This window comes from Rhizobium sp. NRK18, from assembly GCF_024385575.1.
Taxonomy (GTDB): domain Bacteria; phylum Pseudomonadota; class Alphaproteobacteria; order Rhizobiales; family Rhizobiaceae; genus JANFMV01.
Genome location: NZ_JANFMV010000001.1, coordinates 3,661,145 through 3,687,324 on the forward strand (window position 1 = coordinate 3,661,145; position 26,180 = coordinate 3,687,324).

A 26,180-nucleotide genomic window follows, 5' to 3' on the forward strand; every position below is an offset into this window, starting at 1 on the left:
CGGCCGGCATCCGTACCGGTTTTCGGAAACATGGAGGCAAGACCGATGAGCGTGACGATCCGGAATGTGAGCCCTGCGGACGAGAAACAGTGGCGCGCCCTTTGGGATGCCTATCTCACCTTCTACAGGACGGATCTCAGCGAAGACGTGACCGCCTCCACATGGTCGCGCATTCTCGATCCCGGCTCGCGGGTCTCGATCAGGGTCGCCGATGTTGACGGCCGCCTGGCCGGCTTCGCCATCCATCACTTTCACGATTCGACCTGGAGCATTGCGCCCGATTGCTATCTGGAAGATCTCTTCGTCGAGGAAAGCTTTCGCGGCCAGGGCGTCGGGCGCGCGTTGATCGAGGACCTGATCGCGCTCTCACGGGAACGCGGCTGGTCGCGGCTCTACTGGCACACCGAAACCGACAATACCGCCGCCCGGCGGCTTTATGACACCTTCGCCGGCGCCGACGATTACGTGCGCTATCGCATCAAGGTGTGACTTCGCTCCACGGCTGGTAACCGTCGCGTAAGGTCTCGCCGCCTAGCCTGCTCGCATGGGCAAGGTGATTCCATTGAAATTTCGATCCAGAGGACGGCCGCGGCCGGCTCGTCGCGACGCCGGCAACGGCCGTGTGGCGAAGCTCTTGTCGATCCTGATCGGCGTGGTCATCGGGGCCGGCAGCTCGTTTGTCGTCCTCAACCCGGACACGGCTTCGGCCATTGCCAGCCGGTTGATGCCGGAGGTTGGGCAGAGCCCGCCCGTGCCGGCAGAGCGGCCCTATCGCCTCTGTGGGCATGGCAAGCATACGGACTGCGTCGTTGATGGCGACACATTCTATTTCGGCGGCGAGAAGATCCGTATTGCCGATATCGATGCCCCGGAAACCCATCCGTCGCGCTGCCAGCAAGAGCAGGCGCTGGGCGACCGCGCCACCGAACGGCTGTCTCAACTGCTGACCGAAAACGACTTCGAGCTGCTGCCACTCGGCAAGCGGGACCGCGACCGCTATGGCCGCAAGCTGCGTGTTGTCATGATCGACGGGAAGTCGGCGGGTGAACGTCTGGTCGAGGAAGGCCTGGCGCGCAAATGGACCGGCAAGCGCCGGCCCTGGTGCGGTTGATCGCGGCTCGCCGCGCCCTACACTCTTCTCCATCCGCACCTTCTTCGAAACAGGACCCCACCCATGCAGTATCGCGACCTCGGCCGGACCGGCATCCGGATTTCACCCATCGTTTTCGGCGGCAACGTGTTCGGCTGGACGGCCGACGAGCAGACCTCGTTTTCCCTCCTGGACGCCTGGCTCGACGCCGGCTTCAACGCGATCGACACGGCGGACGTCTATTCCGCCTGGGTCGAAGGACACAGCGGCGGCGAATCCGAGGACATCATCGGACGCTGGATGAAGGCGCACAAGGTGGCGCGGGAGAAGGCCGTCATCGTCACAAAGGTCGGCCATCCCATGTGGGGCGACCAGAAGCGGCTCAAGGAAAAGTGGATCCTGCAGGCGGCGGAGGATTCGCTCAGACGTCTGCAGACAGATTACATCGACGTCTACCTCGCGCATTTTCCGGACAAGGATACGCCCTACGAAGAGACGCTTGGCGCCATGGCAAAGCTCAAGGAACAGGGCAAGATCCGCTCGATCGGCGCGTCCAATCTCGACGCCGATCAGCTGTCGCAATCCCTTGCGGCGGTCGAAAAGGCCGGGCTGCCGCGCTATGACGTGCTGCAGCCGGAATACAATCTTCACAACCGCAGCCTTTTCGAAGGACCGCTTGCGGAGCTTTGCGTGAAGGAAGAGATCGGCGTCATCAGTTTTTATGCGCTGGCAGCAGGTTTCCTCACCGGCAAATACCGTTCGAAGGCGGATACCGAAGGCAAGAGCCGCGGCGGCAGTGCGGCGCGCTATCTCGACGAGCGAGGCTTCGCCATTCTCGGCGCACTCGACCGCGTCGCCGAGGAGACCGGTGCCAAGCCGGCAGAGATCTCGATCGCATGGCTCCTGCGCAAGCGCGGGCTGACAGCACCGATCGCCAGCGCCACCAGCAAGGCGCAGCTCGACAGTATCGTGAATGCCGCAGCCCTGCAGCTGACGGACGAACAGATGCGTATGCTCGACGAAGCCGGCTAAAGAATTCCGACCCGGCGCAGCAGCCACCAGGCTGCGGCGGTGGAGGCGATGATCAAGCCGAAGGCCCAGATCGTGCCGCTCGACCCGTCATGGGAAAACGGCAGGCCCGGCGTATTCATGCCGAAGAAGCCGGTGACGAGCGTCGGCGGCAGCAGGAAAGCCGTCATCACCGACAGGATGTACAGGTGGCGGTTGGTCTCGGCCGAGAGGCGGGAATCGGCTTCTTCGTGCAGCAGACGGGCGCGATCCTGCAAGGCGGAGACCTCATGGTCGGCGGCTTCCAGCCGGCTGATCAGACGGGCTGCGGACTCGTCGAAGCCTTCCGGCATCTCGTCCTCGTCCCAGGCCGCCGCGTGGCGCATGGCGGTCAGCATGGTGCGCAGATAGCGATGCAGGCGGACGATGGAGCGGCGCAGCGGCTGCAGAGGGACCTGCCCTTCCCGCGGCTTGTGGCCGTAGACGGCGTCCTCGATCTCGTTCAGCTCCTCGGTGAATTCCAGCACCAGCTGGAACATGGTCCGCTGGACCTCGACGACGAGCTGCTCGAACACGTCGATCGGGAGTGCGAACTTCGACGGGCTTTTCTCGATCGCGACACGCACCCGGTCGAGGCTGCGCAGCGGATGGACGCGCGTCGTGACGATCAGCCGACCGCAGATGGCGAAGTGCAGCCGGCCGAGATCGCGGGTGTGGCGATCGAACTCCCGCTGATAGTCGATCAGCGTGCCGTATAGCGAGCCCTCGTCGACGTTGACCGCCGGGTGGCTGTCTCTGGCGGTCAGGGCTATCAGCGCCGGTTCCGTCAGGTCGGGAAGCGTGGCGAGATAATCCGCGACACGCACATCCGCGAGATTGAGGTGCAGCCAGACGAAACCCTCCGACGCCGCGAGTGCTGCCGGCAGCGCCTCTTCCTTCAGCATGCCAGGCGTCTGCGAGCCCGGAAGCATGCCGCAGGCCCAGATCAGACCGGGCGTTTCGGTTTCGACGATCTGCATCAATCACTCACAAGGCTGGCATTTCGGTTGGCCCTAGACATTCCGCAAGCGGACCGAATGTGCAAGGGCTTCCGGCGAGAAAAGACCTGCCGCAATCGGCCGCAGGGTCAGCCGGAATGGCGGAAGAAGTCGATGAAGGCGCGCAAGGCCGGCCGCATCTGGCGGCGCGAGGGATAATAGATGTGGAAGCCGTCGAAGGGCGGCGTCCAGTCCTCAAGCACCGCGACGAGCCGGCCTTCGGCCAGATCACGTTCGATGCGGCGGTCGAACACATAGGCAAGACCGGCGCCATCAAGCGCTGCGGTCCGCATCAACCGTTGGTCGGAGAGGATGACTGGCCCGCGCACGTCCACCTCGATCGGCTTGCCATCCTTTTCGAACTCCCAGCGGTAGAGCCGGCCGCTGGAAAAGCGCCTGCGAATACAGCGGTGGTGAATCAGGTCGCCGGGATGCACCGGCTTCGGATGGTCTGCAAAATAGTCCGGCGACCCCACCACGATGCCGCGCCAGGGGCCGCTCACCTTGACCGCGATCATGTCCGCTTCCAGATGCTCGCCGAGCCGAAGACCGGCGTCGAAACCGTTCTCGACGATATCCTCGAACCGGTCGTTGGTGCGGATATCGAGCTCGATATCCGGGTAGCGGGCCACGAAGGCGCCGAGCTTGGGCACGACCAGATCCTCGGCGGCAAGCAGCGGCATGGTGATGCGCAGCGGTCCCGCCGGCCGGTTGCCGCTGTCGGCGACGGCGGAGAGACCGGCGTCGATTTCGGCAAAGGCGGGAGCGACGGTCGCCAGCAGCCTTTCGCCCTCCTCCGTCGGCCGGACGCTGCGGGTGGTGCGGGCCAGCAGTCGGACCCCGAGGCTTTCCTCAAGGCTGCCGATCGCATGGCTGACGGCCGATGGCGCGATCTCAAGTTCGCGGGCGGCGGCGCGAAAGCTGCCGGCCCTGGCGACGGCGGCAAAGACGGCGAGTTGGGAGAGAAGCGTGCGGTTCATTGGTCCATTATTTAGATCAACCTATTGCCAATTGCACGGATTATCAGCGCGACAGACCCGGCCTATAGTTCGGCCCATCCCAAGTACACCCGCAACTGAGGAGATCGTCATGAAAAACCGCACACTTGGACAAGGCCTTTCCGTATCCGCCATCGGCCTCGGCTGCATGGGCATGAGCCATGCCTATGGCGGCTATGACGAGGCGGACTCCATCAAGACGCTGCATCGTGCCGTCGAGATCGGCGTGACCTTCTTCGACACGGCGGAAGCCTACGGCCCCTTCACCAACGAAGTTCTGGTCGGCAAGGCGCTGAAACCGTTGCGCGACAAGGTCGTGATCGCCACCAAGTTCGGCTTCAAGATCGATCCGGACAAGTCGGACGCACAGGCGCTTTCCGGCACCGACGGCCGGCCCGAGCATGCGCGCGCGGTGGCCGAAGCCTCGCTCAAGCGGCTCGACACGGATGTCATCGATCTCTTCTACCTGCACCGCATGGACCCGACCGTGCCGATCGAAGACACCGTCGGCGCGATGGGCGACCTGGTGAAGGAAGGCAAGGTCCGCCATATCGGACTGTCCGAGGTTTCCGCCGAAACGCTGGCGAAGGCCCATGCCATCCATCCGATCACCGCCCTGCAAAGCGAATATTCGCTCTGGACCCGCGATGTGGAAAGCAATGGCGTGCTTGACGCCTGCCGCACGCTCGGCATCGGTTTCGTACCCTTCAGCCCGCTCGGTCGAGGCTTCCTCACCGGCAAGATGCGCTCGACCGAGGGGCTTGCGGCCAACGACTTCCGCCTGTCCCTGCCGCGCTTCCAGAAGGAAAACATGGACGCCAATCAGCGACTGGTCGCCATCGTCGAGGAGATTGCCGCCGACAAGCAGGCGACCGCCGCCCAGGTGGCGCTCGCCTGGGTTCTGGCGCAGGGCGACATGATAGTCCCCATTCCCGGCGCACGGCGGATCGCGCATCTGGAACAGAATGCGGCAGCGGTCGATGTCGGCCTGTCGCAGGCCGATCTCGACCGGCTGGCCGACGCCTTTGCCCCGGACCATGTTGCCGGCAATCGCTATCCCGAAGCGATGTCGGCGATGGTCAACCGCTAGGCGGCAAGATGCCATTGCGGTCCGGATGTGTTAATGTAGCCATTCCACATTCGGACCGGGAGGAACGCGATGAGTGACAGGCAGGCCGTTGAAACCACCGTCCATCTCTATGTGGAAGGGATGGCCTTCGGGAATGCGGGGGCGCTGAAGAAGGCGTTTCATCCGCAGGCCTCGATCATCGGAAATTATCAGGGCGCGGTGGAATGGTTGACGCGCGACGCCTTCATCGAAGCGGTGCTGGCCGAAGAGTCGGCGGATCCGGCGAGCCAGCCCTTCATGGATATCCATTCGATCGACGTTGCCGGCGACACGGCCAGCGCCAAAGTGACCGACGACTTCGCCGGCCTGCGCTTCACCGATCTTCTGTCCCTGCTGAAGGTCGACGGGCACTGGCAGATCGTCAGCAAGGTCTATTACATTCATCCATGAAAAACGGCCGGCGAAACGCCGGCCGTCTTCCGTTCTATCAATCGGCTCGCGATCAGGCGCGCAACACGCCGCCGGTCGTCTTTTCGACATTGGCGACGATCTTGGCCGACAGGGCCTCGAAATCTTCATCCGTCAGCGTACGGTCGGTCGGCTGGATCGCCACTTCGATGGCAATCGACTTCTTGCCTTCGCCGAGCGACGCGCCTTCAAAGATATCGAAGACGTTGACGGCAGTGATCAGCTTGCGATCGGCACTCGTTGCAGCGCGCAGGATGGCCCCGGCTTCGACCGACTTGTCGACCACGAAAGCGAAGTCACGCTTGGCCGCCTGGAAGGGCGAAAGATCGAGCGCCGGCTTGGTGCGGGTCGCCTTCTTCTTCGGCTCCGGCATGGCGTCGACATAGACTTCGAAGCCGCAAAGCGCGCCCGTGGCGTCCATGGCTTCGAGCGTCAGCGGATGGAACTCGCCGAAATAGCCGAGCACAACCTTCGGACCCATCTTGATGGTTCCGGAGCGACCGGGGTGGAACCATTCCGGTCCGCCCTGCTCGATCTGGATGTTGCCCATGGGCAGGCCGCAGGCTTCCAGCACGGCGAGCGCGTCGGCCTTGGCGTCGAAGACGTCGACCGGCTTGCCGCCGCCCTTGGCCGCGTTCGACCACATGCGGCCGGAGCCGGCAAGCGAGGCCGTGCCACGACGCACACCGCCAGCAACACGGCGCTGGCCGTCGGGCGTGTCGGTTTCGTAGGTGCCGGAGACCTCGAAGATCGCGACGTCGCCATACCCCTTGTCGGCATTGCGCTGGGCAGCGGCAATGAGACCCGGCAGGAGTGACGGACGCATGTCCGACATGTCGGCGGCAATCGGGTTGGCGAGCTTCAGCTTCGGCGAGCCGCCGCCGAAGAGCTTCGCCTGTTCTTCGGAGATGAACGACCAGGTAACGGCTTCCAGCATGCCGCGCGAAGCAAGCGCCCGCTTGGCGGTGCGGGTGCGGATCTGCAGCGTCGTCAGGATCTTGCCGTTGACGGCACCGAAGCTTTCGAGCGGCGCGCCGGACACCCGGTCTACGCCGTGAATGCGCAGCACCTCTTCCACGAGATCGGCCTTGCCCTCGACATCGGGACGCCAGGAAGGAACGGTCACATCCGCACGTTCACCCTTCGACGTGACGCCGAAGCCGAGCGAGGTCAGGATCTTGACGCTTTCCTCGGCATGGACGTCGATGCCGGTCAGGCGCTTCACTTCCGCAAACGGGAAGTCGATGACCTTGCCCTTGTAGCCGTCATAGCCGACGACATCGAGCTTGGCCGGCGTACCGCCGCATAGCTCGAGCACCAGCTCGGTGGCGCGCTCGATGCCCGGAACCATGTATTCCGGATCGACGCCGCGTTCGAAGCGGTAGCGGGCATCGGTGATGATGCCATGAGCGCGGCCGGACTTGGCGATGTTCATCGGGTCCCAGAGCGCCGATTCGATCAGCACGTCGACGGTATTCTCGTCGCAGCCGGAATGCTCGCCGCCCATGATGCCGCCGATCGACTCGATGCCGTTGTCATCGGCGATGACGACGTTGGCCGGATTGAGTTCGTATTCGCGCTCGTCGAGCGCCAGCACCTTCTCGCCGTCCTTGGCGCGGCGAACCGTGAGGTTGCCGGCGACCTTGGCGGCGTCGAAGACGTGCAGCGGGCGGCCCTGGTCGAAGGTCATGTAATTGGTGACGTCGACCAGCGCGTTGATCGGACGAAGACCGATCGCCTTCAGCCGCTTCTGCATCCAGACAGGGCTGGAGCCGTTCTTGACGCCGCGCACCAGGCGCAGCGCGAAGCCCGGGCAGAGGTGCTTGTCTTCGGCGGAAAAATCGAGCGTCACCTTGACCGGCGTCTCGCCATCGACGGCGAAGGACGGCGCGGGGCGGGTCTTAAGCTTGCCGAGGCCGGAAGCGGCCAGATCGCGGGCAATGCCGAAGACGCCGGTGCAGTCCGGACGGTTCGGCGTCAGGTTGATCTCGATGACCGGATCGTCAAGGCCGGCATAGGCGGCGTAGGAGGTGCCGACCGGCGCAGTGTCCGGCAGATCGATGATGCCGTCGTGATTGTCGGAAATCATCAGCTCCTTTTCGGAGCACATCATGCCGTGGCTTTCGACACCGCGGATCTTGCCGACCGACAGTGTGACGTCGATGCCCGGCACATAATCGCCCGGCCGCGCCAGCGCGCCGACGAGGCCGGCGCGTGCATTCGGCGCGCCGCAGACGATCTGCACGGGCTTGCCGTCGCCGGCATCGACCGACAGCACCTTCAGGCGATCGGCTTCCGGATGCTTTTCCGCCGAGAGCACCTTGGCGATGACGAAAGGCTTGAAGGCCGCCCGGTCGTCGACATCCTCGACCTCCAGCCCGATCATCGTCAGGCGGGCGCAGATCTCTTCGAGCGTTGCTTCGGTTTCAAGGTGTTCCTTGAGCCAGGAGAGTGTGAATTTCATTGGTCCATTCTTTCCGATACGGATCTCAACAATGCGTCTGCTTCAAGTTCGGACTGCGGGGCGACAGCGGCCTTGACGGCGGCTTCGCCGGCGAGCAGGTCGGAGACCGCGATTTCCGCGCCAAGCTCCGGCCAGAAGACGCTGGCCGACATGAACTCCATGGCGTTGCGTTCGGTCGGCGTCGCCGCTTCAAGAGCCGGCGCCCAGCCGACCGGCACGGAAATCACACGGCCGTCGGCCAGTTCCACATGCAGGTAGCTATCGTCGCACATGGCGTCGACGGGCTGCCGGCGATGATCGTCGGGGGCCACCGACGTCACGACGACAGACCTGCAAACAGCGTCGGCATGTCCAGCGGACGGAAGCCGTAATGGGTCATCCAGCGGGCGTCGGCGTTGAAGAAGTCGCGCAGGTCCGGCATGCCGTATTTCAGCATGGCGATGCGATCGAGGCCCATGCCCCAGGCAAAGCCCTGATACTCGTCCGGGTCGAGCCCGCCGAACTTCAGGACGTTCGGATGCACCATGCCGCAGCCGAGGATTTCCATCCAGTCGGTGCCTTCGCCGAACTTCACGATCGGGCCGGAACGGTCGCACTGGATGTCGACTTCGAAGGACGGCTCGGTGAAGGGGAAGAAGGACGGGCGGAAGCGCATGGTGACGCTGTCGACCTCGAAGAAGGCCTTGCAGAACTCTTCCAGCACCCAGCGCAGATTGGCGACGTTCGCCTTCTTGTCGATCACCAGACCTTCGACCTGGTGGAACATCGGCGAGTGCGTAGCATCACTGTCCTGGCGGTAGGTCTTGCCGGGAATGATGATGCGGATCGGCGGCTCCTCAGCCTCCATGGTGCGGATCTGCACAGGCGACGTGTGGGTGCGCAGCACCTTGCGCTCGCCCTTTTCGTCGGCGCCGAAGAAGAAGGTGTCGTGCATCTCGCGCGCCGGATGGCCTTCCGGGAAGTTCAGCGCAGTGAAATTGTAGTAGTCCGTCTCGACGTCGGGGCCTTCCGCAATGGAGAAGCCCATGTCGCCGAAGATCGCCGTGATCTCGTCGACGATCTGGCTGATCGGATGGATGCGGCCGCGCTCGGCGGGAGAGGAGCGGACGGGCAGCGAGACGTCGACGGTCTCGGCCTTCAGGCGTTCGGCGATGGCGGCGGCCTTCAGTTCGGACTTGCGGGCGGCGATCGCCTCGGCGACCTCGTCGCGCATCGCATTGATCTCGGCGCCGCGGGTCTTGCGTTCTTCCGGCGACATCTTGCCGAGCGTCTTCAAAAGCTCGGAGATGGAGCCCTTCTTGCCGAGAGCGGAGACACGCACCGCTTCGATCGAGCCTTCATCAAGGGCTGCGGCAATGTCGCTCATCAGCGATGTTTTCAAAATTTCCAGGTCGGACATGTTTCTCAAAACTTTCCTAATCGTCTGCCGGCGCATTGCTTAATCCGCCAGCAGGACCCTGACAACAGAAAAACCCGCGCTGGCCTGCCAGCGCGGGTTTCCCAATTCTCAAATCACTTACAAGCTTGGGAAGCGCTGGTCTTAGCCGACTGCGCGTTCAAACTCGTTGGTGGTGCCTTCAGACTTCAGGTACTCGAGTGCCTTCTTGGAGGCAGCAACGAGCGCACCGAATGCTTCCGGCTCATGGATCGCCATGTCGGAGAGAACCTTGCGGTCGACTTCGATGCCAGCCTTGTTCAGGCCGTCGATGAAGCGGCCGTAGGTCAGGCCGAATTCGCGCACAGCGGCGTTGATACGCTGGATCCACAGAGCGCGGAAGTTGCGCTTGTTGACCTTGCGGTCGCGGTAAGCGTACTGCTTGGCGCGATCAACCGCAGCCTTGGCGGTGCGGATGGTATTCTTGCGGCGGCCGTAATAGCCCTTGGCTGCCTTGAGGGTCTTCTTGTGCTTGGCGTGAGCGGTTACGCCGCGTTTTACACGTGCCATGTCATGATCTCCTTAAAATCCAAAAATGCCGAAAGTCTCAGAGACCGTTGGGCAGGTAGTTCTTCACGACCTTCTTGCCGTCAGCGTCGGCGAGAACCATCGTGCCGCGAGCATCGCGGATGAACTTGTTGGACCGCTTGATCATGCCGTGGCGCTTGCCGGCGGCAGCCGCGACGACCTTGCCGGACGCGGTGATCTTGAACCGCTTCTTGGCGGACGATTTCGTCTTCATCTTGGGCATTTTGCTACTCCGTTCTTCATATTGGTCGCGGACCCGTTGAAGAGGCAGGTCCGACAGCATTAAGAACGGCCTCGGCATGCCCTGCCGGACCGTTCGGAACGCGCGCTTATAACCGCAAGGCCTTGAAAGCGCAACCCGGGTCCCGCGCTTTGTTTCCCGGAATGCAAAAAGCCGCCCGATGACGAGCGGCTTCCAGCAAAATCGGTCTTCAATGCAGCTCAGCGCGGAGCGAGAACCATCATCATCTGACGGCCTTCGAGCTTCGGCTCGGCCTCGACCTTGGCGATTTCCGCCGTGTCGTCCTTGACCTGCATCAGGAGCTTCATGCCGAGTTCCTGGTGCGCCATTTCACGACCGCGGAAACGCAAGGTGACCTTGACCTTGTCGCCTTCCTCGAAGAAGCGGTTCATCGCCTTCATCTTCACCTCGTAGTCATGGGTGTCGATGTTCGGGCGCATCTTGATCTCCTTGATCTCGATGACCTTCTGCTTCTTGCGCTGCTCGGCGGCCTTCTTCTGGTTCTGATACTTCAGCTTGCCCAGATCGAGGATCTTGCAGACCGGCGGTTCAGAGTTCGGAGAGATTTCGACGAGGTCGAGACCCGCCTGTTCGGCAAGCGCCAGAGCTTCATCGGTGGAAACGACGCCGAGATTCTGGCCTTCATCGTTGATGAGCTGGATTTTGGGAACGCGAATGTCCCCATTGGCGCGAGGGCCCTCGCTGGTCGGTGCGCCGGCTTTGAAAGGTCTGCGAATGGTCGTGTTCTCCTCAAACTATTGCAGATAACGGTCGAATAAACGCGGATAGCTCCGCTTTTCGCGGCAATGTCGTGATTACCCCGGTGAAGTCAATAGCACGCCTTCAAGAAAAAATCACCACCTGTCCGCAGGAGACAGAATCTGGTTTAACACGGGGAAAATTCAACCCTCATGCCCTCAAAAGCAAAGCGGAGCGGATAAAATCGACATGGAATTCCTGACCCTTGCCACCTCATCACCCGAACGCAGGATCGCGGTTGCGGCACGCCCGGCCACCCACGCGACGGATGCGCCGACGCTCGTCTGGCTTGGCGGCTACCGCTCCGACATGGACGGCACCAAGGCGATCGAGCTGGACCATTTCGCTGAAGAGAACGGGATCGGTTGTGTCCGGTTCGACTATTCGGGTCACGGCAAGTCGAGCGGCGACTACCGCGACGGCACCATCTCGCTCTGGCTGGAAGAGGCGCTGGCCGTCATCGACCATTATATAAAGAACAGGATCATCCTGGTCGGCTCCTCTCTCGGCGGCTGGGTCGCGTTGCGCGTCGTCGAGGAGATGAAGAAGCGTGGGGACGCCGGGCGGCTTGCCGGCCTCGTGCTGATCGCGCCGGCGCCGGACTTCACCTATGAGCTGATCGAGCCCGCCCTGACGGAGGCGGAGAAGACGTCGCTTGCCGAACGCGGCTATTTCGAGGAGCCGTCCGAATACAGCGCCGATCCGAACGTGTTTACCCGCGCGCTGATCGAGGACGGTCGGCAGAACCGCGTGCTCGACGGGATCATCGAGACGGGATGCCCGGTGCATATCCTCCAGGGCATGCAGGATCCGGACGTGCCTTACAGCCACGCGCTCAAGCTTTTGAACCATCTGCCGGCCGACGACGTGGTGATGACGCTCATCCGCGACGGCGACCACCGGCTGTCGCGCCCGCAGGACATCGAGCGCATGCTTGCGGCCGTCGAGGGCATGGTTGCAGAATAGCTCCAATTTTAACCATAAGCCCAATCGGCCATGGTTAACGAAGCCATAACGATTGACTTGACCCGTCCCGACGTTCTTAACTCTTTGTTAAGAATTAGGGGACGGGTTGATCATGACCGGATCAGGCAAGACAGTGCTTTTCGTGGCCATCATGGCCATGCTGGCCTCCGCCAACATCGCAATGCCGGCACAGAACAGGCTGCGCGCGATGATCACCGGCAACATCACCTCCCAGCCGATCGGCCATTACGAATTCTGCAAGATCTACAAGGCCGAGTGCAATATTCGCAGCAAGCTCGCGCCGGCGCCGAAGATCACCGCCTATGGCTGGGACGTGATCCGCAAGATCAACTCCACCGTCAATACGACGATCGTGCCGATGACGGACGAGGAGCTCTACGGCCGCGAGGAAGTCTGGGCCTATCCGACCACCGCCGGCGACTGCGAGGACTTCGTTCTCTTGAAGCAGAAGCTCCTGATGGAAAAGGGCTTCGACGCGCAGGACCTGCTGATCACCGTCGTGCGCAAGCCGGACGGCGAAGGCCACGCGGTGCTGACGCTCCGGACCTCCGAGGGCGACTACATCCTCGACAATCTCGACAACCAGGTGAAGCTCTGGACGGACACGCCCTACACCTATCTGAAGCGCCAGGCAGCCTTCAATTCGGGCCGGTGGGTGACGATCGAGAACTCCGACGAAATCCTGGTCGGCGCGCTGAAGTAAGCCTCAGGAATTCCGCAATGCAAAAGCGCCCGGTTTCGACCGGGCGCTTTCTTCGTTTTCTGGCTATCGAGTTTCGATCCCGACGCTTATCCCGAATTGCCGATCAGGACGCCGGCGGCAAGCACGAGCGAGCCGCCGAGAACGACCTGGAAGGCGGCGCGCAGGAACGGTGTCTCCATGTACTTGTTCTGGATGAAGGCGATCGCCCAGAGTTCGACGAAGACGACCACCGCGGCAATCGCGGTCGCGGTCCAGAAATGCGGAATGAGGTACGGCAGGGCGTGACCAAGGCCGCCGAGCGCCGTCATGATGCCCGAAGCCAGGCCGCGCTTAATCGGCGAGCCGCGGCCGGAAATGACACCGTCGTCGTGTGCGGCTTCGGTGAAGCCCATGGAGATGCCCGCGCCGACGGAGGCAGACAGGCCGACGAGGAAGGTCTGCCAGGTGTCGCCGGTGGCAAAGGCGGCGGCGAAGATCGGTGCCAGGGTTGAAACCGAGCCGTCCATGAGGCCCGCCAGCCCCGGCTGCACGTAGGTCAGCACAAACTGCTTGTGCTCGGCCTGGTCCTCTTCCTCGCGCGCACCGTCGCCAAGGTGGCGTTCGGTCAGCATGTGGGCGGTTTCCTCGTGCCCCTGCTCGGCGAGCGCCAGCTCATCCAGCAGCTGGCGGGTCGAGGCGTCCGACGTGCGCTTGGCGGCCTGGGTGTAGAAACGATAGGCCTGCGCCTCCATGGCTTCGGCCTGGTCGCGGATCTTTTCCAGCGACATGGTCTGCATCAGCCAGTCGGGCTTGCGCTCCGGAAAGCCGCGGACGTGTTCCCGGCGGATCAGCGGAATCTCCTCGCCGAAGCGGCGGCGGAACATGTCGATCAGCATGTTCTTGTGGGTGACTTCCACCTCCGCCATATCCTGAAACACCTTGGCGGACTGCGGCGCACGATCCTTCAGCATCGCGGCATAGGCGCGGTAGATGCGCGCGTCGTCTTCCTCGGACGAGATGGCCAGGCCCAGGACCTCCTCTTCGCTCAGGGATTCGAAGGCACGCTTGGACGGGAAAAACAGCCGTAACATTGACAACCTCAATTTAGAATAATTCTAAATTTAATCCTCGATCCACGGACCGTCAACACCCGCAGTGCGATAGAACGCTGCATCGGCACGAAATAGTCCGAAACGTCAGACGTCGTGCGAGGACAAAGGAAGTCCCCACTTCCAGGATTGCATTCAAGCGCAGAAACACTGCACTTTTAATAAGCAGAGCGTACTAATTCGACCGATTCCGGTCTTGCGACGTGTCCGGATACGGTCCTACAGCTTGCGCGCGCACGGGGGAGGACGTTGCGCCAAGACAGTCATTTTTTGAGGAAATACCATGGATCGTCGTACATTTTTCAAGAAGACCGGCACCGCCGGACTTGGCGCCGCTGCGGCCACCGCGCTTGCCGCACCCGCACTTGCCGCCGAAACGCCCAAGATCAACTGGAAGATGGTCTCTTCCTTCCCCAAGAACCTGGACATTCTCTTCGACGCCTGCACGGAAATCGCAGAGAGCGTCAACGAGGCCTCCGACGGCAACTTCCAGATCGCAACCTATGCGGCCGGCGAAATCGTGCCGGCATTGCAGGTGGCCGATGCCGTCGGCGACGGAACGGTCGAGATGGGCCATTCCTGCTGCTACTATTACATCGGCAAGAGCCCGGCTTTCGCGCTTGGCACTGCCGTTCCCTTCGGCATGAACGCGCGGATGACCAATTCGTGGTTCTACGAAGCCGGCGGCAACGACATGATCAACGAGTTCCTGTCGACCTATAATCTCTATGCCCTGCCTGCCGGCAACACCGGCGCGCAGATGGGCGGCTGGTTCCGCAAGGAAATCAACACGCTGGAAGATATGAAGGGCCTGAAGATGCGCATCGCCGGCCTGACGGGCCAGGTGATGGAAAAGATCGGCGTCACCCCGCAGCAGATCGCCGGCGGCGACGTCTACTCCGCACTGGAGAAGGGCTCGATCGACGCGACCGAGTTCGTCGGTCCCTATGACGACCTGAAGCTCGGCTTCTACAAGGTCGCCAAGTACTACTACTATCCGGCATGGTGGGAAGGCGGCCCGGCCGTGCACGCATTCTTCAACCTGGAAAAGTTCAAGGCGCTGCCGAAGAGCTACCAGCGCATGCTGACCGACGCTTGCGCGCGCGCCAACCAATCGATGCTGGCGAAGTACGATGCGCGCAACGCCACGGCGCTGAAGCAGCTGGTCGCCCAGGGTGCGCAGCTGAAGCCGTTCAGCCGCGAGATCATGGATGCCGCCTACAAGGCGTCGCAGGAACTGTTTGCCGACCTGTCGCAGAAGTCGCCGGAGTTCAAGAAGATCTACGACAGCCAGCAGGCCTTCAAGCGTGACGGCTATCTCTGGGAACAGGTGGCTGAGTACTCCTTCGACACCTACATGATGACGCAGCAGCGCGCCGGCAATCTCTGATTTGCCTCAGCGTGCGGTTCCGGCTATTTCAAGCCGGAACCGCCTTCCCGGCGGCAGGAACCGACGGAGATTGCCGGATGAACCCGGAGATTGCGGCGAGAGCCGCCCACCTGAAGGATATCGAGGACCGCGCCCGCGCCAACATGGCGGCGATGGGTGTCGACGATGCCTTCATCGATAATCTTGTCGAAACCTTCTATTCCCGCATCCAGGCGCATCCCACGCTCGGACCGGTCTTCGCAGCCCGTCTCGACGGGCGCTGGCCGGATCATCTGGCGAAGATGAAGCGCTTCTGGTCGGCGGTCGCCTTCAAGACCGGCGCCTATGGCGGCAAGCCGGTGCAGGCGCACCTGACCGTCGAGAACATGGAAGAGCCACTGTTCAAGGAATGGTTGCAGCTCTTTTCGGCAACGCTTGAAGATCTCGGCGTCTCACCGGATGCCAAAGCCTGGTTCATGGCGACCGCCGAGCGGATCGCCAAAAGCCTGGTGCTGGCGCTGTTCTACAATCCGGCGCTCGACGATCCGGCCCGCAAGACCAGCTAGGCTTCTAGCCCTTTCAGCACATTGGCGACGTTGAGGCCGATTTCGGGGACGCCGTAGCCGCCCTCCATCAGCACCAGCACCGGCAGGCCGGTTTCGGCGATCCTCTCGCCCATGCGGATGTAATCCGGCGTCTTCAGCTTGAAGAAGGAGATCGGGTCCTTCTCGAACGTATCGACACCGAGCGAGACGACGATCGCCTCGGCGCCGAACGCCTTGATGCGCGCCAGAGCATCGGCGAGTGCCGCGGACCATGCCTCCCATGCGGTGCCTGGCGGCAGGGGATAGTTGGCGTTGAGCCCCTCTCCTGCGCCGGCCCCGGTCTCATCCGCATAGCCCCAGAAGTGCGGAAAGGCATCGGCCGGATCGCCGTGCAGCGAGGCGAAGAAGATGTCGCCGCGTTCATAGAGAATATCCTGCGTGCCGTTGCCATGGTGGAAATCGACGTCGAGGACGGCAACCTTCCGGGCGCCGTGATCGAGAAGGCGCTGTGCCGCGACCGCCGCATTGTTGATGAAGCAGTAGCCGCCATAGAGATCTATGCCGGCATGGTGGCCGGGCGGACGGCAGAGCGAGAAGCAGGAGCGGTTGCCCTCCTGCAGCCAGTCGGCACCCGAGAGCGCGCAGTTCATCGCGGCAAGCGCTGCCTCGTAGGTGCCATTGGTGATCGAGGTCTCGATCGCATTGGCATAATAGCCGAGCGCGCCGTCGATGTCCTTCGGCACGATCTGACGGGCGCGGCGGACGGGAAGCACCGTCGGGATCGCCTCGCCTTCATAGCCTGCGGCGACCCAGCGGTCCCAGGCGGTCTTCAGGAAATCCAGATAGCCGGCGTCATGCACCTTGAGCGCGGTTTCGAGCCCGTGATGTTCGGGAGCCACGACGTCGGTGAAGCCCTCTTCTCTGACGGCTGCGAGTATCCACTCGGCGCGGAACGGTCCCTCGAACGGCTTGACCAGTTGACCGCCATGGAGCTCGGTCTTCGCGTCGCGCAGCTTGTGGTCTTCCGAATAAAATACGCGCATCCGGGCACTCCGTTATCGTTGTCGAAGTCGTAGCGCGAATTGAACGCGTACCCAACCCCTTGCCCACCTCGCAACAAGGCAAGCAACGAGAGGTCAGGCGGCGAGGCGCTTGTAAAAAATCGTCGTCGAGCAATAGCTGCCGTCCGGATAGAGCGCGTAGTCCGGAATGACGCCGCTCATCTGCCAGCCGAAGCGGGCATAGATTGCCTCCGCCGGCGAGCCTGTCGCCGTGTCGAGCACCAGAAGCCAGCGGCCGCGTGCCGCCGATTCGCGCTCGGCCGCCTCCATCAGCAGCCGGGAAAGCCCCCTGCCTCTTGCCGCACTGTGAACGAGCAGCTTCATCAGGTCGCCGCGGTGGGGCTGGTTGGGCTTCATGGCAAAGCCGACCTGCACCGTCCCGACTATCCGTCCGTCAAGCTCGGCCGCAAACAGCAGGATCTCGTCCCGCCCGACCGCCTCGGCCATGCCCTCCCAGTAGCTGTGCGCTTCCGCCTTCGACAGGGGCGCCATGAATCCGACCGAGGCACCGCCCTCGACGCAATCGACCAGAATGTCTGTCAGCGCTGGAAGTGCATCCAGCGCCTGTTGCCGGTCGAGAAGCCGCACGCTGGCGATCGTCGTCATTTCAGTCCCCTGTCTATGACGACCGCATAGCGCGCCGTCGCCTTTCCCGGATTGAGAAAGGCATGTCCCTGGCCGATGTTCATGTGCAGGCAGTCGCCGGGGGCGAGGCGGTGGACCGTCTCTCCGACGGTCAGCTCCATCTCCCCCTCGAACAGCCAGACATGCTGGTTCTGGCTCTGCGCCGCTGTCTGTGGCGGATAGAAAATGCGTGCTCCTGGCGGGAATTCCACTTCGACGATATCGACGCGCGCGCCGAGGCCGGGCGGAGAAACGGAGCGCCGGAGATATCCCGTCTCGGGATCGGTCCAGACCTTCTGGGCCTCGCGCCGCGACAACGGGTCGGCGGCCTCCTCTGCGCCTTCGAAAAACGAGGAGAGCGAAAGTCCCATGGCGGTGCAAAGTCTCGCCAGCAGCACGGCCGTCGGGCTCGCTTCCGCCCGCTCTATGCGCGAGATCATCGCCCGGCTGACGCCGGACTCGGCTGCCAGTGCGTCCAGCGTCATGCCGGCGTCAAGGCGCAACGCCTTGAGACGCTCGCCGATCGTCAGGTCGAATCCGTCCGTCGCAGGTTCCATTATCCGAGAATGCATTTCTCATATAATGGAGTCAACAGCGCTTTCAGCGGATCCTACTGTACAAGATTGAAGGTCTCGGTCTGGCCGCCGGAGCAGGTGTAGCAGCAATAGGGACAGCCGTGCTGATTGCCCTGGCCGACGCCCCAATAGGTCGTCGTGTCGCCGGTCGCCCAGGCGCCGTAACAGATGCGCTCGCCCTCCTGGCAGGAGAAGGTCACCGTCTTCGTCTCGCCCTTGATGAAGGAATAGGTTGTATCCGCGCCCGGCCAGACCGTTCCTGAGTCCTCGCCGTAGAAGGCGGCCTCGGCGGCGGTCGAGTGGTTGTTGGTGACGGCGAAGCTCATGTCGGCTGCGGTGGAAACGCCGGTTGCTCCCAGAAGCAGAGTCCCGGCTGTCAGGATGCGAAGCGCAAGCTGGTTCGGATAGGTCATGTCTATAGCCCCATAACCGCCTCTCAAGGAGGACGCGCCTGAAATTACCACGCAGCACGATCCGTCAGCCATCGGCATCGATGCGGGTATCGTTAACGGCCATGACCCAGCCGAAGACCGTTCGGAGCGGGTCGAAATCGCCCGAATTTCTGCGCATCCCGCTAAATTGCCGCTTTTCCGGGGTCGAAGCCGCTGCTATATGCGCGACCATGAGCACAGATCCGAACCGTATACCGCTTAACCATATTCGCAACTTTTCCATCGTCGCCCACATCGACCATGGGAAATCGACGCTGGCCGACCGTCTGATCCAGACCTGCGGCGGCCTTGCCGAACGCGAAATGTCTGAGCAGGTGCTCGACAACATGGAGATCGAGCGCGAGCGCGGCATCACCATCAAGGCGCAGACGGTGCGGCTGCACTATATCGCCAAGGATGGCGAAACTTACGTGCTGAACCTGATCGACACGCCCGGCCATGTCGACTTCGCCTATGAGGTCTCCCGCTCGCTTTCGGCCTGCGAAGGCTCGCTGCTGGTGGTCGATGCATCACAGGGCGTGGAAGCGCAGACCCTCGCCAATGTCTATCAGGCGATCGACAACAACCACGAGCTGGTGACGGTCCTGAACAAGATCGACCTCCCGGCCGCCGAGCCCGACCGGATCAAGGAACAGATCGAGGAAGTGATCGGCATCGATGCCTCCGAGGCGGTGCTGATCTCTGCCAAGACCGGCCTCGGCATTCCCGACGTGCTGGAAGCCATCGTCAACAAGCTGCCGGCCCCCAAGAGCGAAGGCGGCGTCAATGCGCCGCTCAAGGCGCTGCTGGTCGACAGCTGGTACGACACCTATCTCGGCGTCATGGTTCTCGTGCGCGTGCTCGACGGCGAGCTGAAGCGCGGCCAGACCATCCGCATGATGGGGACGGACGCCAAGTACCAGGTGGAGCGCGTCGGCGTGCTGACGCCGAAGATGCTGACCGTGGAAAGCCTCGGCCCCGGCGAGATCGGCGTCTTTACCGGCTCGATCAAGGAAGTGGCCGACACCCGCGTCGGCGATACCATCACCGAGGACAAGCGCCCGACCGCCAAGATGCTGCCGGGCTTCAAGCCAGCCCAGCCGGTCGTCTTCTGCGGCCTGTTCCCGGTCGATGCCAATGATTTCGAGGACCTGCGCGCCGCCGTCGGCAAGCTCCGGCTGAACGACGCCTCTTTCTCCTTCGAGATGGAAAGCTCGGCAGCGCTCGGCTTCGGCTTCCGCTGCGGCTTCCTCGGCCTCCTGCATCTGGAAATCATCCAGGAACGCCTGGAGCGCGAATTCGATCTCGACCTGATCGCCACCGCCCCGTCCGTTGTCTATGAACTGACGATGACGGACGGCTCCCAGCGCGAATTGCACAACCCGGCCGACATGCCGGACGTGGTCCGGATTTCGGAAATCCGCGAACCGTGGATCAAGGCAACGATCCTGACGCCGGACGATTATCTCGGCGGCATCCTGAAGCTCTGCCAGGACCGGCGCGGCATCCAGACGGACCTGACCTATGTCGGCAGCCGGGCGATGCTGACCTATGAACTGCCGCTCAACGAAGTGGTGTTCGACTTCTACGACCGACTGAAGTCTATCTCGAAGGGCTATGCCTCCTTCGACTATCACCTCGACGGCTACCGGGCCGGCAACCTCGTGAAGATGTCGATCCTCGTCAACGGCGAGCCGGTCGACGCGCTGTCCATGCTGGTGCACCGCATGGCCGCCGAAAAGCGCGGCCGCGACATGTGCGAGAAGCTCAAGGAGCTGATCCCGAAGCACATGTTCAAGATCCCGATCCAAGCTGCCATCGGCGGCAACGTCATTGCCCGCGAGACGATCTCGGCGCTGCGCAAGGACGTGACGGCGAAGTGCTACGGCGGCGACGCCACCCGCAAGCGCAAGCTTCTGGAAAAGCAGAAGGCCGGCAAGAAGCGCATGCGCCAGTTCGGCAAGGTGGAAATCCCGCAGGAAGCGTTCATCGCAGCGCTGAAGATGAGCGACGAGTAAGGTGAGCATTGCCGCATGACAGATATGCGCGTATCTTATGCGCATATCGGAGATGTGAAATGCCTGCAGCATCTGACCGCAAATCGACAAATCTGACCTTGGACAAGACGTTGATCGCGGAGGCTCGCGAACTCGGCATCAATGTCTCTCGCGCTGCAGAAAAAGGCCTTGCCGCTGAGGTCAAGGCAGAACGGGATCGTCGCTGGCGTGATGAGAACGCCGAGGCGATCCGTCTGGAAAACGGCTATATCGAGGAACAAGGGCTGCCATTGGCCAAATACCGGTCATTTTGATGGCCCGATTTCATGTGTACCGATTGCGGCGCGATGAGGTTCTGGCAATTGATCTTCAGGCCGATCTACTGGAGCAGCTGAACACCCGCGTGATGGCACCGCTCTATTCGCTCAGCGTTTCTCCCTGGTCCTTGTCCCGCCTCAATCCACACTTCGAAATCGGTGAAACAATCTACGTCATGGCGACCCAGAGAATGGCTGCGGTTCCAGTCGCCGAGATCGGCGACCTTGTTGCCGACCTTTCGTCGCGAGCGGACGATGTGCTTCGAGCGGTAGATTTTCTCTTTTCCGGATACTGAAGCCATTCTGTGGGAATGCCCATCAAATACAAAAACCGCCCGCCTCCTTCTGGAAGCGGGCGGTTTTTTATCGGTCGAAGACCGTTAGTTCGAACCCGGGGCAGCCGGAGCGGCGGGCGCTGCGTCGTTGGCGGACGGAGCGGCCGGGGCCTCAGGGGCGGCCGGCGGGACCGGCTTGACGTCCGGGGCCGGCTCGGTCGTTGCCGGCGGCGTGGTGGACGCGGTGGTGCCCGGATCGGTGCCCGGCGTGCCCATGATCGCCCAGACGGCGATGACGACCACCGCGATGGCGCCGACGGCCACCCAGGTAACCGAGCCGCCGCGACGCGGGGGTTCCGGCGGCGGCGAATAGGGGTTCGGGTTGGGATTGTTCAGGTTGGGATCGTAAGTCATGGCTCTCTCCTTTTCAATTCAGTGACAGGAGAATGCGCAACAGCCACGACTGGTTCCGTTGCCTTCTAATTACCTCTCATGCGGCAAAATCGGGGCTGCGGCGATTTAGCGCGCCGCCTTTGCGCTGGCGCGAGCGGCGTCACGGCGGGCCCAGCTTTCCGGCGGCCAGAGAGCCTTCATGTCGTAGTATTCCTCGAAGCTGTTTGCGCCGTCCGGAATCACCACCCAAGGCAATTTCGAGCGGGTGAAGATGTGGACGTCGGGAACGAAGGATGACGGATCGTCGAGCGTGGCGACACGGACGAAATGCATCCAGCCCCGCCGCCCGTAATCGCTCCACAGGGCGGAACCGCAATCGGGGCAGCGGTAGATGTCGTGCGGGTGACCGCTGTCAGTAGCCATTTCGGCGGCGACAGGCGTCCCCTTGAGCACCTCGATACGATCCGCCTCGATGATCGCGTTGATCGCAAAGGCGCTGCCGGTCTGCCGCTGGCAATCCTTGCAGTGACAGCAATGGATGAACATCGGCCGCCCGTACTGGCGAAAGCGGACGCCGCCGCAGAAACACTGTCCCTCGAAGATCTCGTCCATGTCTGCCCTCCCCGACAACAGCAGGATCGCTGCCGTCCGATTTACGCCCGTTCAGCCGGGCGCTTCAAGAGGGGAGCGCCAAAGCCGCACCGTCAGCCGGGGCACTGCTTCAACTGCGCGGCGTAGGTGCTGGTGATCGAATTCATCTTGGCGGCCGTCCGCTGTGCGGTCGAATTGCCCCGCCAGGACCCCTTCGAATAGCCGGTATGGCCGACATAATAGGCGAGGTAGAGATTGTAGGGATCGTTGAGTTCGATGCCGTTCTGCAGATGGCTCTGGTAGTGATACCAGCCGATGAACTGAATGGCGTCGGAGAAGCTGGTGCGGCTGGCGGCAAAGCGACCCGTCTCGCGCTTGTAGCGATCCCAGGTACCGTCGAGCGCCTGCGAATAACCGAACGCCGAAGACTGGCGCTTCCACGGGATGAAGCCGAACAGCTTGGTGCGCGGCGGCTTGGCCCGGCCCCGGAAGCTCGATTCGACGTATATGGTCGCCATCAGCACCGGTACCGGAACGCCGTATTCGCGCTCGGTCGCCTCCGCGGCACGGCGCCAGTTGTTGAACAGCCCGTCGCGCTGCTCGAAGATGGCGCAGGCATTGCGGGTCTGGGACGGTGGCGCGGCACAGGCCGCGAGCGAAAGCAAAAGGCAGATCGCCAGGATACGCATAACAAAATCTCCCGGGTTTGAGAGATTTATAAATCGTAAAGATTAATGATCGGTTTTTAGCGACCCCAGAGAAGTTGGGGGTGAGACGTCAAACCGCCATGGCGGTTGACAGGCGGGAAGCCTGACGCCGCGCCACCGCTATCCAGGCGTGGGCAATCGCCATTCCAGTCGCATGCGCAGGCCCGCCATGGAGGGCAGCCTCGACGGGATGACGGCGCAACCAATCCGGATCCATCCGTAGCGCCGCATCGGCAAACTCTGTGCTCCAGTGCTCGACCACGCTCGTGCCCGCCTCGAAATGACACTGGAAACCGTAGGCCGCCTCGCCAACCCGGAATGCCTGGTTGGCAACAGCGACCCCGGTGGCGAGATGTACGGCGCCCGGTGGCAAGGTGAAAGTGTCGTCGTGCCATTCGAAGGCGCGGAAACCATCCGCAAGGCCGGCGAGGAGCGGATCACGCATGCCCTCCGGCGTCGGCGCAATTGCGCACCAGCCGAATTCCGTCGCACCGCCGACGACGTTCGCCCCGCCATAGGCACGCGCCAGCACCTGGCTGCCAAGGCAGATGCCGAGCACCGCCTTGCCGCAATCGCCGAAATCGCGCATCAGGCGGGCGAGCGAGGGGAGATAGGGATGGGCCTCATCGTCGAGCGCATTCTGGGCGCCGCCGAAAACGATCAGCGCGTCGAAATCCCCATGACCATCGGGAAGCGCATCTCCGTCATAAGGCCGGCAGACGACAGGCACGATGCCGGATTGCTGAAGCGCCTCGCCCACCAGACCGTGATCGGTGCCGACCATGTTTTCAACGGCGAGTATGCGCATGGCTGTCCCTCACGACCCTTCGCGAAACCAGGGAAAGATGACCATGTTCGCGACACCGCCGCAAGGGACTTCGATCGGGAAATTCGGGTGAAATCTGTTGCCGAGCCGCAGCTGGCTGCTACGATCCCAGCCAGCAACTCGAATGAATGGACGCCCATGGACCGGAAATACCGTATCTCGATCCTCTACTGTACCCAGTGCAACTGGCTTCTGCGCTCCGCGTGGATGGCGCAGGAGCTGCTGTCGACCTTCTCCGATGTCTTGAGCGAGGTGGCGCTGGTGCCTGGCACCGGCGGCAATTTCGAGATCCGGATAGACGACGACCTGATATGGGAACGCAAGCGCGACGGCGGCTTTCCAGGTCCGAAGGAGCTCAAGCAGCGGGTTCGCGATGTCATCGAACCGGGCCGTGATCTCGGTCACACCGACAGGGCCTGACGAGAAACGGGGCACTGGGCCCCGTTTCCTAACTGACAGACGTCGTTCCGGTCAGGGATCAGCCCCACGGGGAACGGCAGATCCGATAATCGCCACCATACGAGAGGAAGCGGTTGGTGCGCGGATTGTAGGACCGGTAGCGGTCAAGGCACCAGCGAACGTGACGGCTCCAGTAACCACCCGGAGCGCGGCGCGGCGCCGGCATCGGACGATAATAGCGCGGGCCGCCGCGCCAGTAGCAATTGCGATAAACGTCACAAACCCAGCGGACGTCCTGAACGTTGCTGCTGACACCGCCACCGGCGGCGACGGCTGGCGGCGACGCGACAAAGGCGCCTGCGGGCGCGGCCGGCGCGATCGCCGCAACGCTCATGACAATACCGGCAGCTATTCTTGCAATCTTCTGCATGAGGCATTCCTTCCCAAGGATGAGCCCGGAATGGGCTTGTTTACGGATCCCGCCGCTTTGCTTTTCATGCCAGCCACAATTGAAGCACAAAACCGTCGATTGTCGACAGAAATCTTGCCTACCGGTGGTCATGAACCAACAAACGACCTATCTCAGAGGTACCGGCGAAAAACGGCGAAGCCTGACGATTGTTCCGCGGCGAGCGGTGCGATCCGGTCGGGGCTTTGAATATTTCGCCATGACTTTTACACCGTGGGCGGCCGGACACGGCTGCACGCGACATTGACGAGGGAGAGAGATTTGACCTTGAAATTCGGAACGAGCGGCCTGCGCGGCCTTGCCACCGAGCTTGCCGGCAAGCCGGCGACGATCTACGCAACGGCTTTTGCCCGCCATCTTCTCGACACCGGGAAAGCCGAGCCGGGGGACACGGTGCTGATCGGGCGCGATTTCCGCGACTCCAGCCCGGTAATCGCAGCCGCCTGCGCTGCGGCACTGTCCAGGGCCGGTCTCCAACCCGTGGATTGCGGCACGCTGCCGACACCGGCGCTCGCGCTTTACGGCCTGAAGACCGGCGCCGCCTCGCTGATGATCACCGGCTCGCACATCCCCGCCGATCGCAACGGCATAAAGTTCTACCTGCCGTCCGGCGAGATCGACAAGCATGACGAGGCGGCAATCACGGCGCTGGCGGCCGAAGTGGAGGCGGAAGACTTCACCGCGCCGGCGGACGTGGAGATGGAGCACGCCGGCGAGCGGGCGGTCGCCGTCTTCTTCGACCGCAACCGTGCGCTGCTGTCACCCGGCACGCTTTCCGGCATGACGATCGGTGTCTACCAGCACTCGACCGTGGCGCGCGATCTGCTTGCCGACGTGCTCGAACAGTACGGCGCCACCGTCAAGCGGCTCGGACGTTCCGAGGACTTCATCCCCGTCGACACCGAAGCTGTCTCGGCGGACACGGTCGACAAGCTCAAGCGATGGGCACGCGAGGAAAAGCTCGACGCCATCGTTTCGGCCGATGGCGACGGCGACCGGCCGCTGGTGGCAGACGAGACCGGAACGCCGCTTCGCGGCGATCTCCTCGGCCTGATCGCCGCCGGCTTCCTGGGCGCCAAGGTGGTCGTGACCCCGGTCACCTCCAATTCCGGCATCGAGGGCGCCGGGCGCCACGAGGTGGTGCGTACCCGCGTCGGTTCGCCCTATGTGATCGCCGGCATGCTGGACGCGCTCGCGGACGGCAAGGAGGGAGTGATGGGCTTCGAGGCCAATGGCGGCCTCTTGACAGCCTCTCCCTTCCTGCTGAACGGCCGCACACTCAATCCGCTGCCGACGCGCGACTGCTTCGTGCCTATCCTCGCCTGCCTCGAGCGCGCCGCGACGAGCGGCCAGGCCCTGTCCGTGGTCGCAGCCTCCTATAGCCTGCCCGTGGCAGCCGCCGACCGGCTGGAGAACTTTCCTCAAGCGCATTCCGCCGCCCTGATGCAGCATCTCAGGGCATCGCGCGAAAATCTCGCGAACTTTCTCTCCGAGATCGGCGAGGTCGAATCGACCAGCGACATCGATGGCCTGCGGGTGTCGCTGAAGGATGGCCGGACGATCCATTTTCGCCCGTCGGGCAACGCGCCGGAAATGCGCTGCTATGTCGAGGCGGAAAGCGAAAAGGCGGCCGCGGCACTGCTGGACAAGGGGTTGCAGACGATCCGCGACTTCGCCGCCGCAAGCCCTTGAAAATTCTTTTTCGGCTTTGTCGCGAAAACTTCAA

32 protein-coding genes are annotated in these 26,180 nt (G+C 62.7%); 14 read left to right on the top strand and 18 right to left on the bottom strand.

The window, feature by feature from the left end; translation table 11 throughout:
• Positions 1–45: 45 nt before the first annotated feature.
• The 3 genes from NN662_RS17385 (at position 46) to NN662_RS17395 (ending at position 2,122) form a co-directional block, all read left to right on the top strand.
• On the top strand, positions 46–489 hold the full coding sequence (locus NN662_RS17385) for a GNAT family N-acetyltransferase (RefSeq protein WP_261931477.1): 444 nt from the start codon (positions 46–48) through the stop codon (positions 487–489).
• 133 nt (positions 490–622) lie between these two features.
• Positions 623–1,111, top strand: a complete 489-nt coding sequence (locus NN662_RS17390) for a thermonuclease family protein (protein ID WP_261931478.1) — start codon at positions 623–625, stop codon at positions 1,109–1,111.
• Positions 1,112–1,174: 63 nt separating this feature from the next.
• On the top strand, positions 1,175–2,122 hold the full coding sequence (locus tag NN662_RS17395; RefSeq protein WP_261931479.1) for an aldo/keto reductase: 948 nt from the start codon (positions 1,175–1,177) through the stop codon (positions 2,120–2,122).
• Here NN662_RS17395 and NN662_RS17400 read toward each other — a convergent pair.
• Both NN662_RS17400 and NN662_RS17405 read right to left on the bottom strand, forming a co-directional pair.
• Positions 2,119–3,117, bottom strand: a complete 999-nt coding sequence (locus NN662_RS17400) for a transporter (protein ID WP_261931480.1) — start codon at positions 3,115–3,117, stop codon at positions 2,119–2,121. The two genes, NN662_RS17395 and NN662_RS17400, sit on opposite strands and share 4 nt — an antisense overlap.
• 107 nt (positions 3,118–3,224) lie before the next feature.
• Positions 3,225–4,115 carry a LysR family transcriptional regulator gene (locus NN662_RS17405; protein ID WP_261931481.1) on the bottom strand — a complete coding sequence of 297 codons (891 nt, stop codon included), beginning with the start codon at positions 4,113–4,115 and terminating at the stop codon, positions 3,225–3,227.
• A 109-nt stretch (positions 4,116–4,224) separates the two neighbouring features.
• On the opposite strand from NN662_RS17405, the gene NN662_RS17410 reads away from it, so the two are divergent.
• Positions 4,225–5,223 carry an aldo/keto reductase gene (locus tag NN662_RS17410; protein ID WP_261931482.1) on the top strand — a complete coding sequence of 333 codons (999 nt, stop codon included), beginning with the start codon at positions 4,225–4,227 and terminating at the stop codon, positions 5,221–5,223.
• Between the two features lie 69 nt (positions 5,224–5,292).
• Positions 5,293–5,652 (top strand): nuclear transport factor 2 family protein, encoded by a 360-nt coding sequence (locus NN662_RS17415; protein WP_261931483.1) that lies wholly within the window; start codon positions 5,293–5,295, stop codon positions 5,650–5,652.
• 52 nt (positions 5,653–5,704) lie between these two features.
• On the opposite strand, the gene pheT is transcribed toward NN662_RS17415, so the two are convergent.
• From pheT to infC, 6 genes are all read right to left on the bottom strand, one after another.
• Positions 5,705–8,134 (bottom strand): phenylalanine--tRNA ligase subunit beta, encoded by a 2,430-nt coding sequence (pheT, locus tag NN662_RS17420; RefSeq protein WP_261931484.1) that lies wholly within the window; start codon positions 8,132–8,134, stop codon positions 5,705–5,707.
• Complete coding sequence (locus tag NN662_RS17425; RefSeq protein ID WP_261931485.1) at positions 8,131–8,454, bottom strand: DUF2442 domain-containing protein; 324 nt, start codon at positions 8,452–8,454, stop codon at positions 8,131–8,133. The genes pheT and NN662_RS17425 overlap by 4 nt, the downstream gene beginning before the upstream one ends.
• Positions 8,451–9,533: a phenylalanine--tRNA ligase subunit alpha gene (gene pheS, locus NN662_RS17430; protein WP_261931486.1), complete on the bottom strand. Its 1,083-nt coding sequence runs from the start codon at positions 9,531–9,533 to the stop codon at positions 8,451–8,453. Before pheS ends, NN662_RS17425 begins: the two co-directional genes overlap by 4 nt.
• A gap of 141 nt (positions 9,534–9,674) precedes the next feature.
• A complete protein-coding gene (rplT, locus tag NN662_RS17435) occupies positions 9,675–10,079 on the bottom strand; it encodes a 50S ribosomal protein L20 (RefSeq protein ID WP_261931487.1) in 405 nt (134 codons plus the stop codon).
• A 37-nt stretch (positions 10,080–10,116) separates the two neighbouring features.
• The gene (rpmI, locus tag NN662_RS17440) at positions 10,117–10,320 is read right to left on the bottom strand and encodes a 50S ribosomal protein L35 (RefSeq protein WP_261931488.1); all 204 of its coding nucleotides are present in this window, start codon (positions 10,318–10,320) and stop codon (positions 10,117–10,119) included.
• Positions 10,321–10,538: 218 nt separating this feature from the next.
• On the bottom strand, positions 10,539–11,075 hold the full coding sequence (gene infC, locus NN662_RS17445; RefSeq protein WP_261932012.1) for a translation initiation factor IF-3: 537 nt from the start codon (positions 11,073–11,075) through the stop codon (positions 10,539–10,541).
• A 211-nt stretch (positions 11,076–11,286) separates the two neighbouring features.
• Between infC and NN662_RS17450 the strand changes: the two genes are divergently transcribed.
• Entirely contained in the window at positions 11,287–12,063 is a 777-nt protein-coding gene (locus NN662_RS17450; RefSeq protein WP_261931489.1) for an alpha/beta hydrolase, read from the top strand.
• A 112-nt stretch (positions 12,064–12,175) separates the two neighbouring features.
• Positions 12,176–12,787: a transglutaminase-like cysteine peptidase gene (locus NN662_RS17455; protein ID WP_410010945.1), complete on the top strand. Its 612-nt coding sequence runs from the start codon at positions 12,176–12,178 to the stop codon at positions 12,785–12,787.
• Between the two features lie 86 nt (positions 12,788–12,873).
• Here the strand turns inward: NN662_RS17455 and mbfA are convergent, their stop codons facing one another.
• Positions 12,874–13,857, bottom strand: coding sequence for an iron exporter MbfA (gene mbfA, locus NN662_RS17460; protein WP_261931490.1), 984 nt, complete (start codon positions 13,855–13,857; stop codon positions 12,874–12,876).
• Positions 13,858–14,158: 301 nt separating this feature from the next.
• On the opposite strand from mbfA, the gene NN662_RS17465 reads away from it, so the two are divergent.
• On the top strand, positions 14,159–15,265 hold the full coding sequence (locus NN662_RS17465) for a TRAP transporter substrate-binding protein (RefSeq protein WP_261931491.1): 1,107 nt from the start codon (positions 14,159–14,161) through the stop codon (positions 15,263–15,265).
• Between the two features lie 77 nt (positions 15,266–15,342).
• Positions 15,343–15,810, top strand: a complete 468-nt coding sequence (locus NN662_RS17470; protein ID WP_261931492.1) for a group III truncated hemoglobin — start codon at positions 15,343–15,345, stop codon at positions 15,808–15,810.
• Here the strand turns inward: NN662_RS17470 and NN662_RS17475 are convergent.
• The 4 genes from NN662_RS17475 to NN662_RS17490 all read right to left on the bottom strand — a co-directional run bounded on the left by NN662_RS17475 (position 15,807) and on the right by NN662_RS17490 (position 18,462).
• Entirely contained in the window at positions 15,807–16,832 is a 1,026-nt protein-coding gene (locus tag NN662_RS17475) for a histone deacetylase family protein (RefSeq protein ID WP_261931493.1), read from the bottom strand. The genes NN662_RS17470 and NN662_RS17475 overlap by 4 nt on opposite strands.
• A 93-nt stretch (positions 16,833–16,925) precedes the next feature.
• Positions 16,926–17,447 carry a GNAT family N-acetyltransferase gene (locus tag NN662_RS17480; RefSeq protein WP_261932014.1) on the bottom strand — a complete coding sequence of 174 codons (522 nt, stop codon included), beginning with the start codon at positions 17,445–17,447 and terminating at the stop codon, positions 16,926–16,928.
• Between the two features lie 5 nt (positions 17,448–17,452).
• Complete coding sequence (locus tag NN662_RS17485) at positions 17,453–18,031, bottom strand: helix-turn-helix domain-containing protein (protein ID WP_261931494.1); 579 nt, start codon at positions 18,029–18,031, stop codon at positions 17,453–17,455.
• Between the two features lie 53 nt (positions 18,032–18,084).
• Positions 18,085–18,462, bottom strand: coding sequence for a hypothetical protein (locus tag NN662_RS17490; RefSeq protein WP_261931495.1), 378 nt, complete (start codon positions 18,460–18,462; stop codon positions 18,085–18,087).
• A gap of 209 nt (positions 18,463–18,671) precedes the next feature.
• Here NN662_RS17490 and lepA point away from each other — a divergent pair, with 209 nt between their 5' ends.
• The 3 genes from lepA to NN662_RS17505 are packed head-to-tail and all read left to right on the top strand — an operon-like array spanning position 18,672 to position 21,090.
• Positions 18,672–20,498, top strand: coding sequence for a translation elongation factor 4 (lepA, locus tag NN662_RS17495; RefSeq protein ID WP_261931496.1), 1,827 nt, complete (start codon positions 18,672–18,674; stop codon positions 20,496–20,498).
• Between the two features lie 59 nt (positions 20,499–20,557).
• Complete coding sequence (locus tag NN662_RS17500; protein ID WP_261931497.1) at positions 20,558–20,791, top strand: type II toxin-antitoxin system CcdA family antitoxin; 234 nt, start codon at positions 20,558–20,560, stop codon at positions 20,789–20,791.
• Positions 20,791–21,090, top strand: a complete 300-nt coding sequence (locus NN662_RS17505; protein WP_261931498.1) for a CcdB family protein — start codon at positions 20,791–20,793, stop codon at positions 21,088–21,090. The genes NN662_RS17500 and NN662_RS17505 overlap by 1 nt, the downstream gene beginning before the upstream one ends.
• Before the next feature lie 84 nt (positions 21,091–21,174).
• On the opposite strand, the gene NN662_RS17510 is transcribed toward NN662_RS17505, so the two are convergent.
• The 4 genes from NN662_RS17510 to NN662_RS17525 form a co-directional block, all read right to left on the bottom strand.
• Positions 21,175–21,483, bottom strand: a complete 309-nt coding sequence (locus NN662_RS17510; RefSeq protein WP_261931499.1) for a hypothetical protein — start codon at positions 21,481–21,483, stop codon at positions 21,175–21,177.
• Positions 21,484–21,588: 105 nt separating this feature from the next.
• On the bottom strand, positions 21,589–22,074 hold the full coding sequence (locus NN662_RS17515) for a GFA family protein (protein ID WP_261931500.1): 486 nt from the start codon (positions 22,072–22,074) through the stop codon (positions 21,589–21,591).
• 92 nt (positions 22,075–22,166) lie between these two features.
• Entirely contained in the window at positions 22,167–22,742 is a 576-nt protein-coding gene (locus NN662_RS17520; RefSeq protein WP_261931501.1) for a hypothetical protein, read from the bottom strand.
• An 88-nt stretch (positions 22,743–22,830) separates the two neighbouring features.
• Entirely contained in the window at positions 22,831–23,568 is a 738-nt protein-coding gene (locus NN662_RS17525; protein WP_261931502.1) for a type 1 glutamine amidotransferase, read from the bottom strand.
• 156 nt (positions 23,569–23,724) lie between these two features.
• Here NN662_RS17525 and NN662_RS17530 point away from each other — a divergent pair, with 156 nt between their 5' ends.
• Positions 23,725–24,006, top strand: a complete 282-nt coding sequence (locus tag NN662_RS17530) for a SelT/SelW/SelH family protein (RefSeq protein WP_261932015.1) — start codon at positions 23,725–23,727, stop codon at positions 24,004–24,006.
• Between the two features lie 58 nt (positions 24,007–24,064).
• Here the strand turns inward: NN662_RS17530 and NN662_RS21500 are convergent, their stop codons facing one another.
• Complete coding sequence (locus tag NN662_RS21500; RefSeq protein ID WP_410010946.1) at positions 24,065–24,415, bottom strand: BA14K family protein; 351 nt, start codon at positions 24,413–24,415, stop codon at positions 24,065–24,067.
• A gap of 306 nt (positions 24,416–24,721) precedes the next feature.
• Here NN662_RS21500 and NN662_RS17540 point away from each other — a divergent pair, with 306 nt between their 5' ends.
• Positions 24,722–26,146 carry a phosphomannomutase gene (locus NN662_RS17540; protein ID WP_261932016.1) on the top strand — a complete coding sequence of 475 codons (1,425 nt, stop codon included), beginning with the start codon at positions 24,722–24,724 and terminating at the stop codon, positions 26,144–26,146.
• The last annotated feature ends 34 nt before the right edge of the window (positions 26,147–26,180 follow it).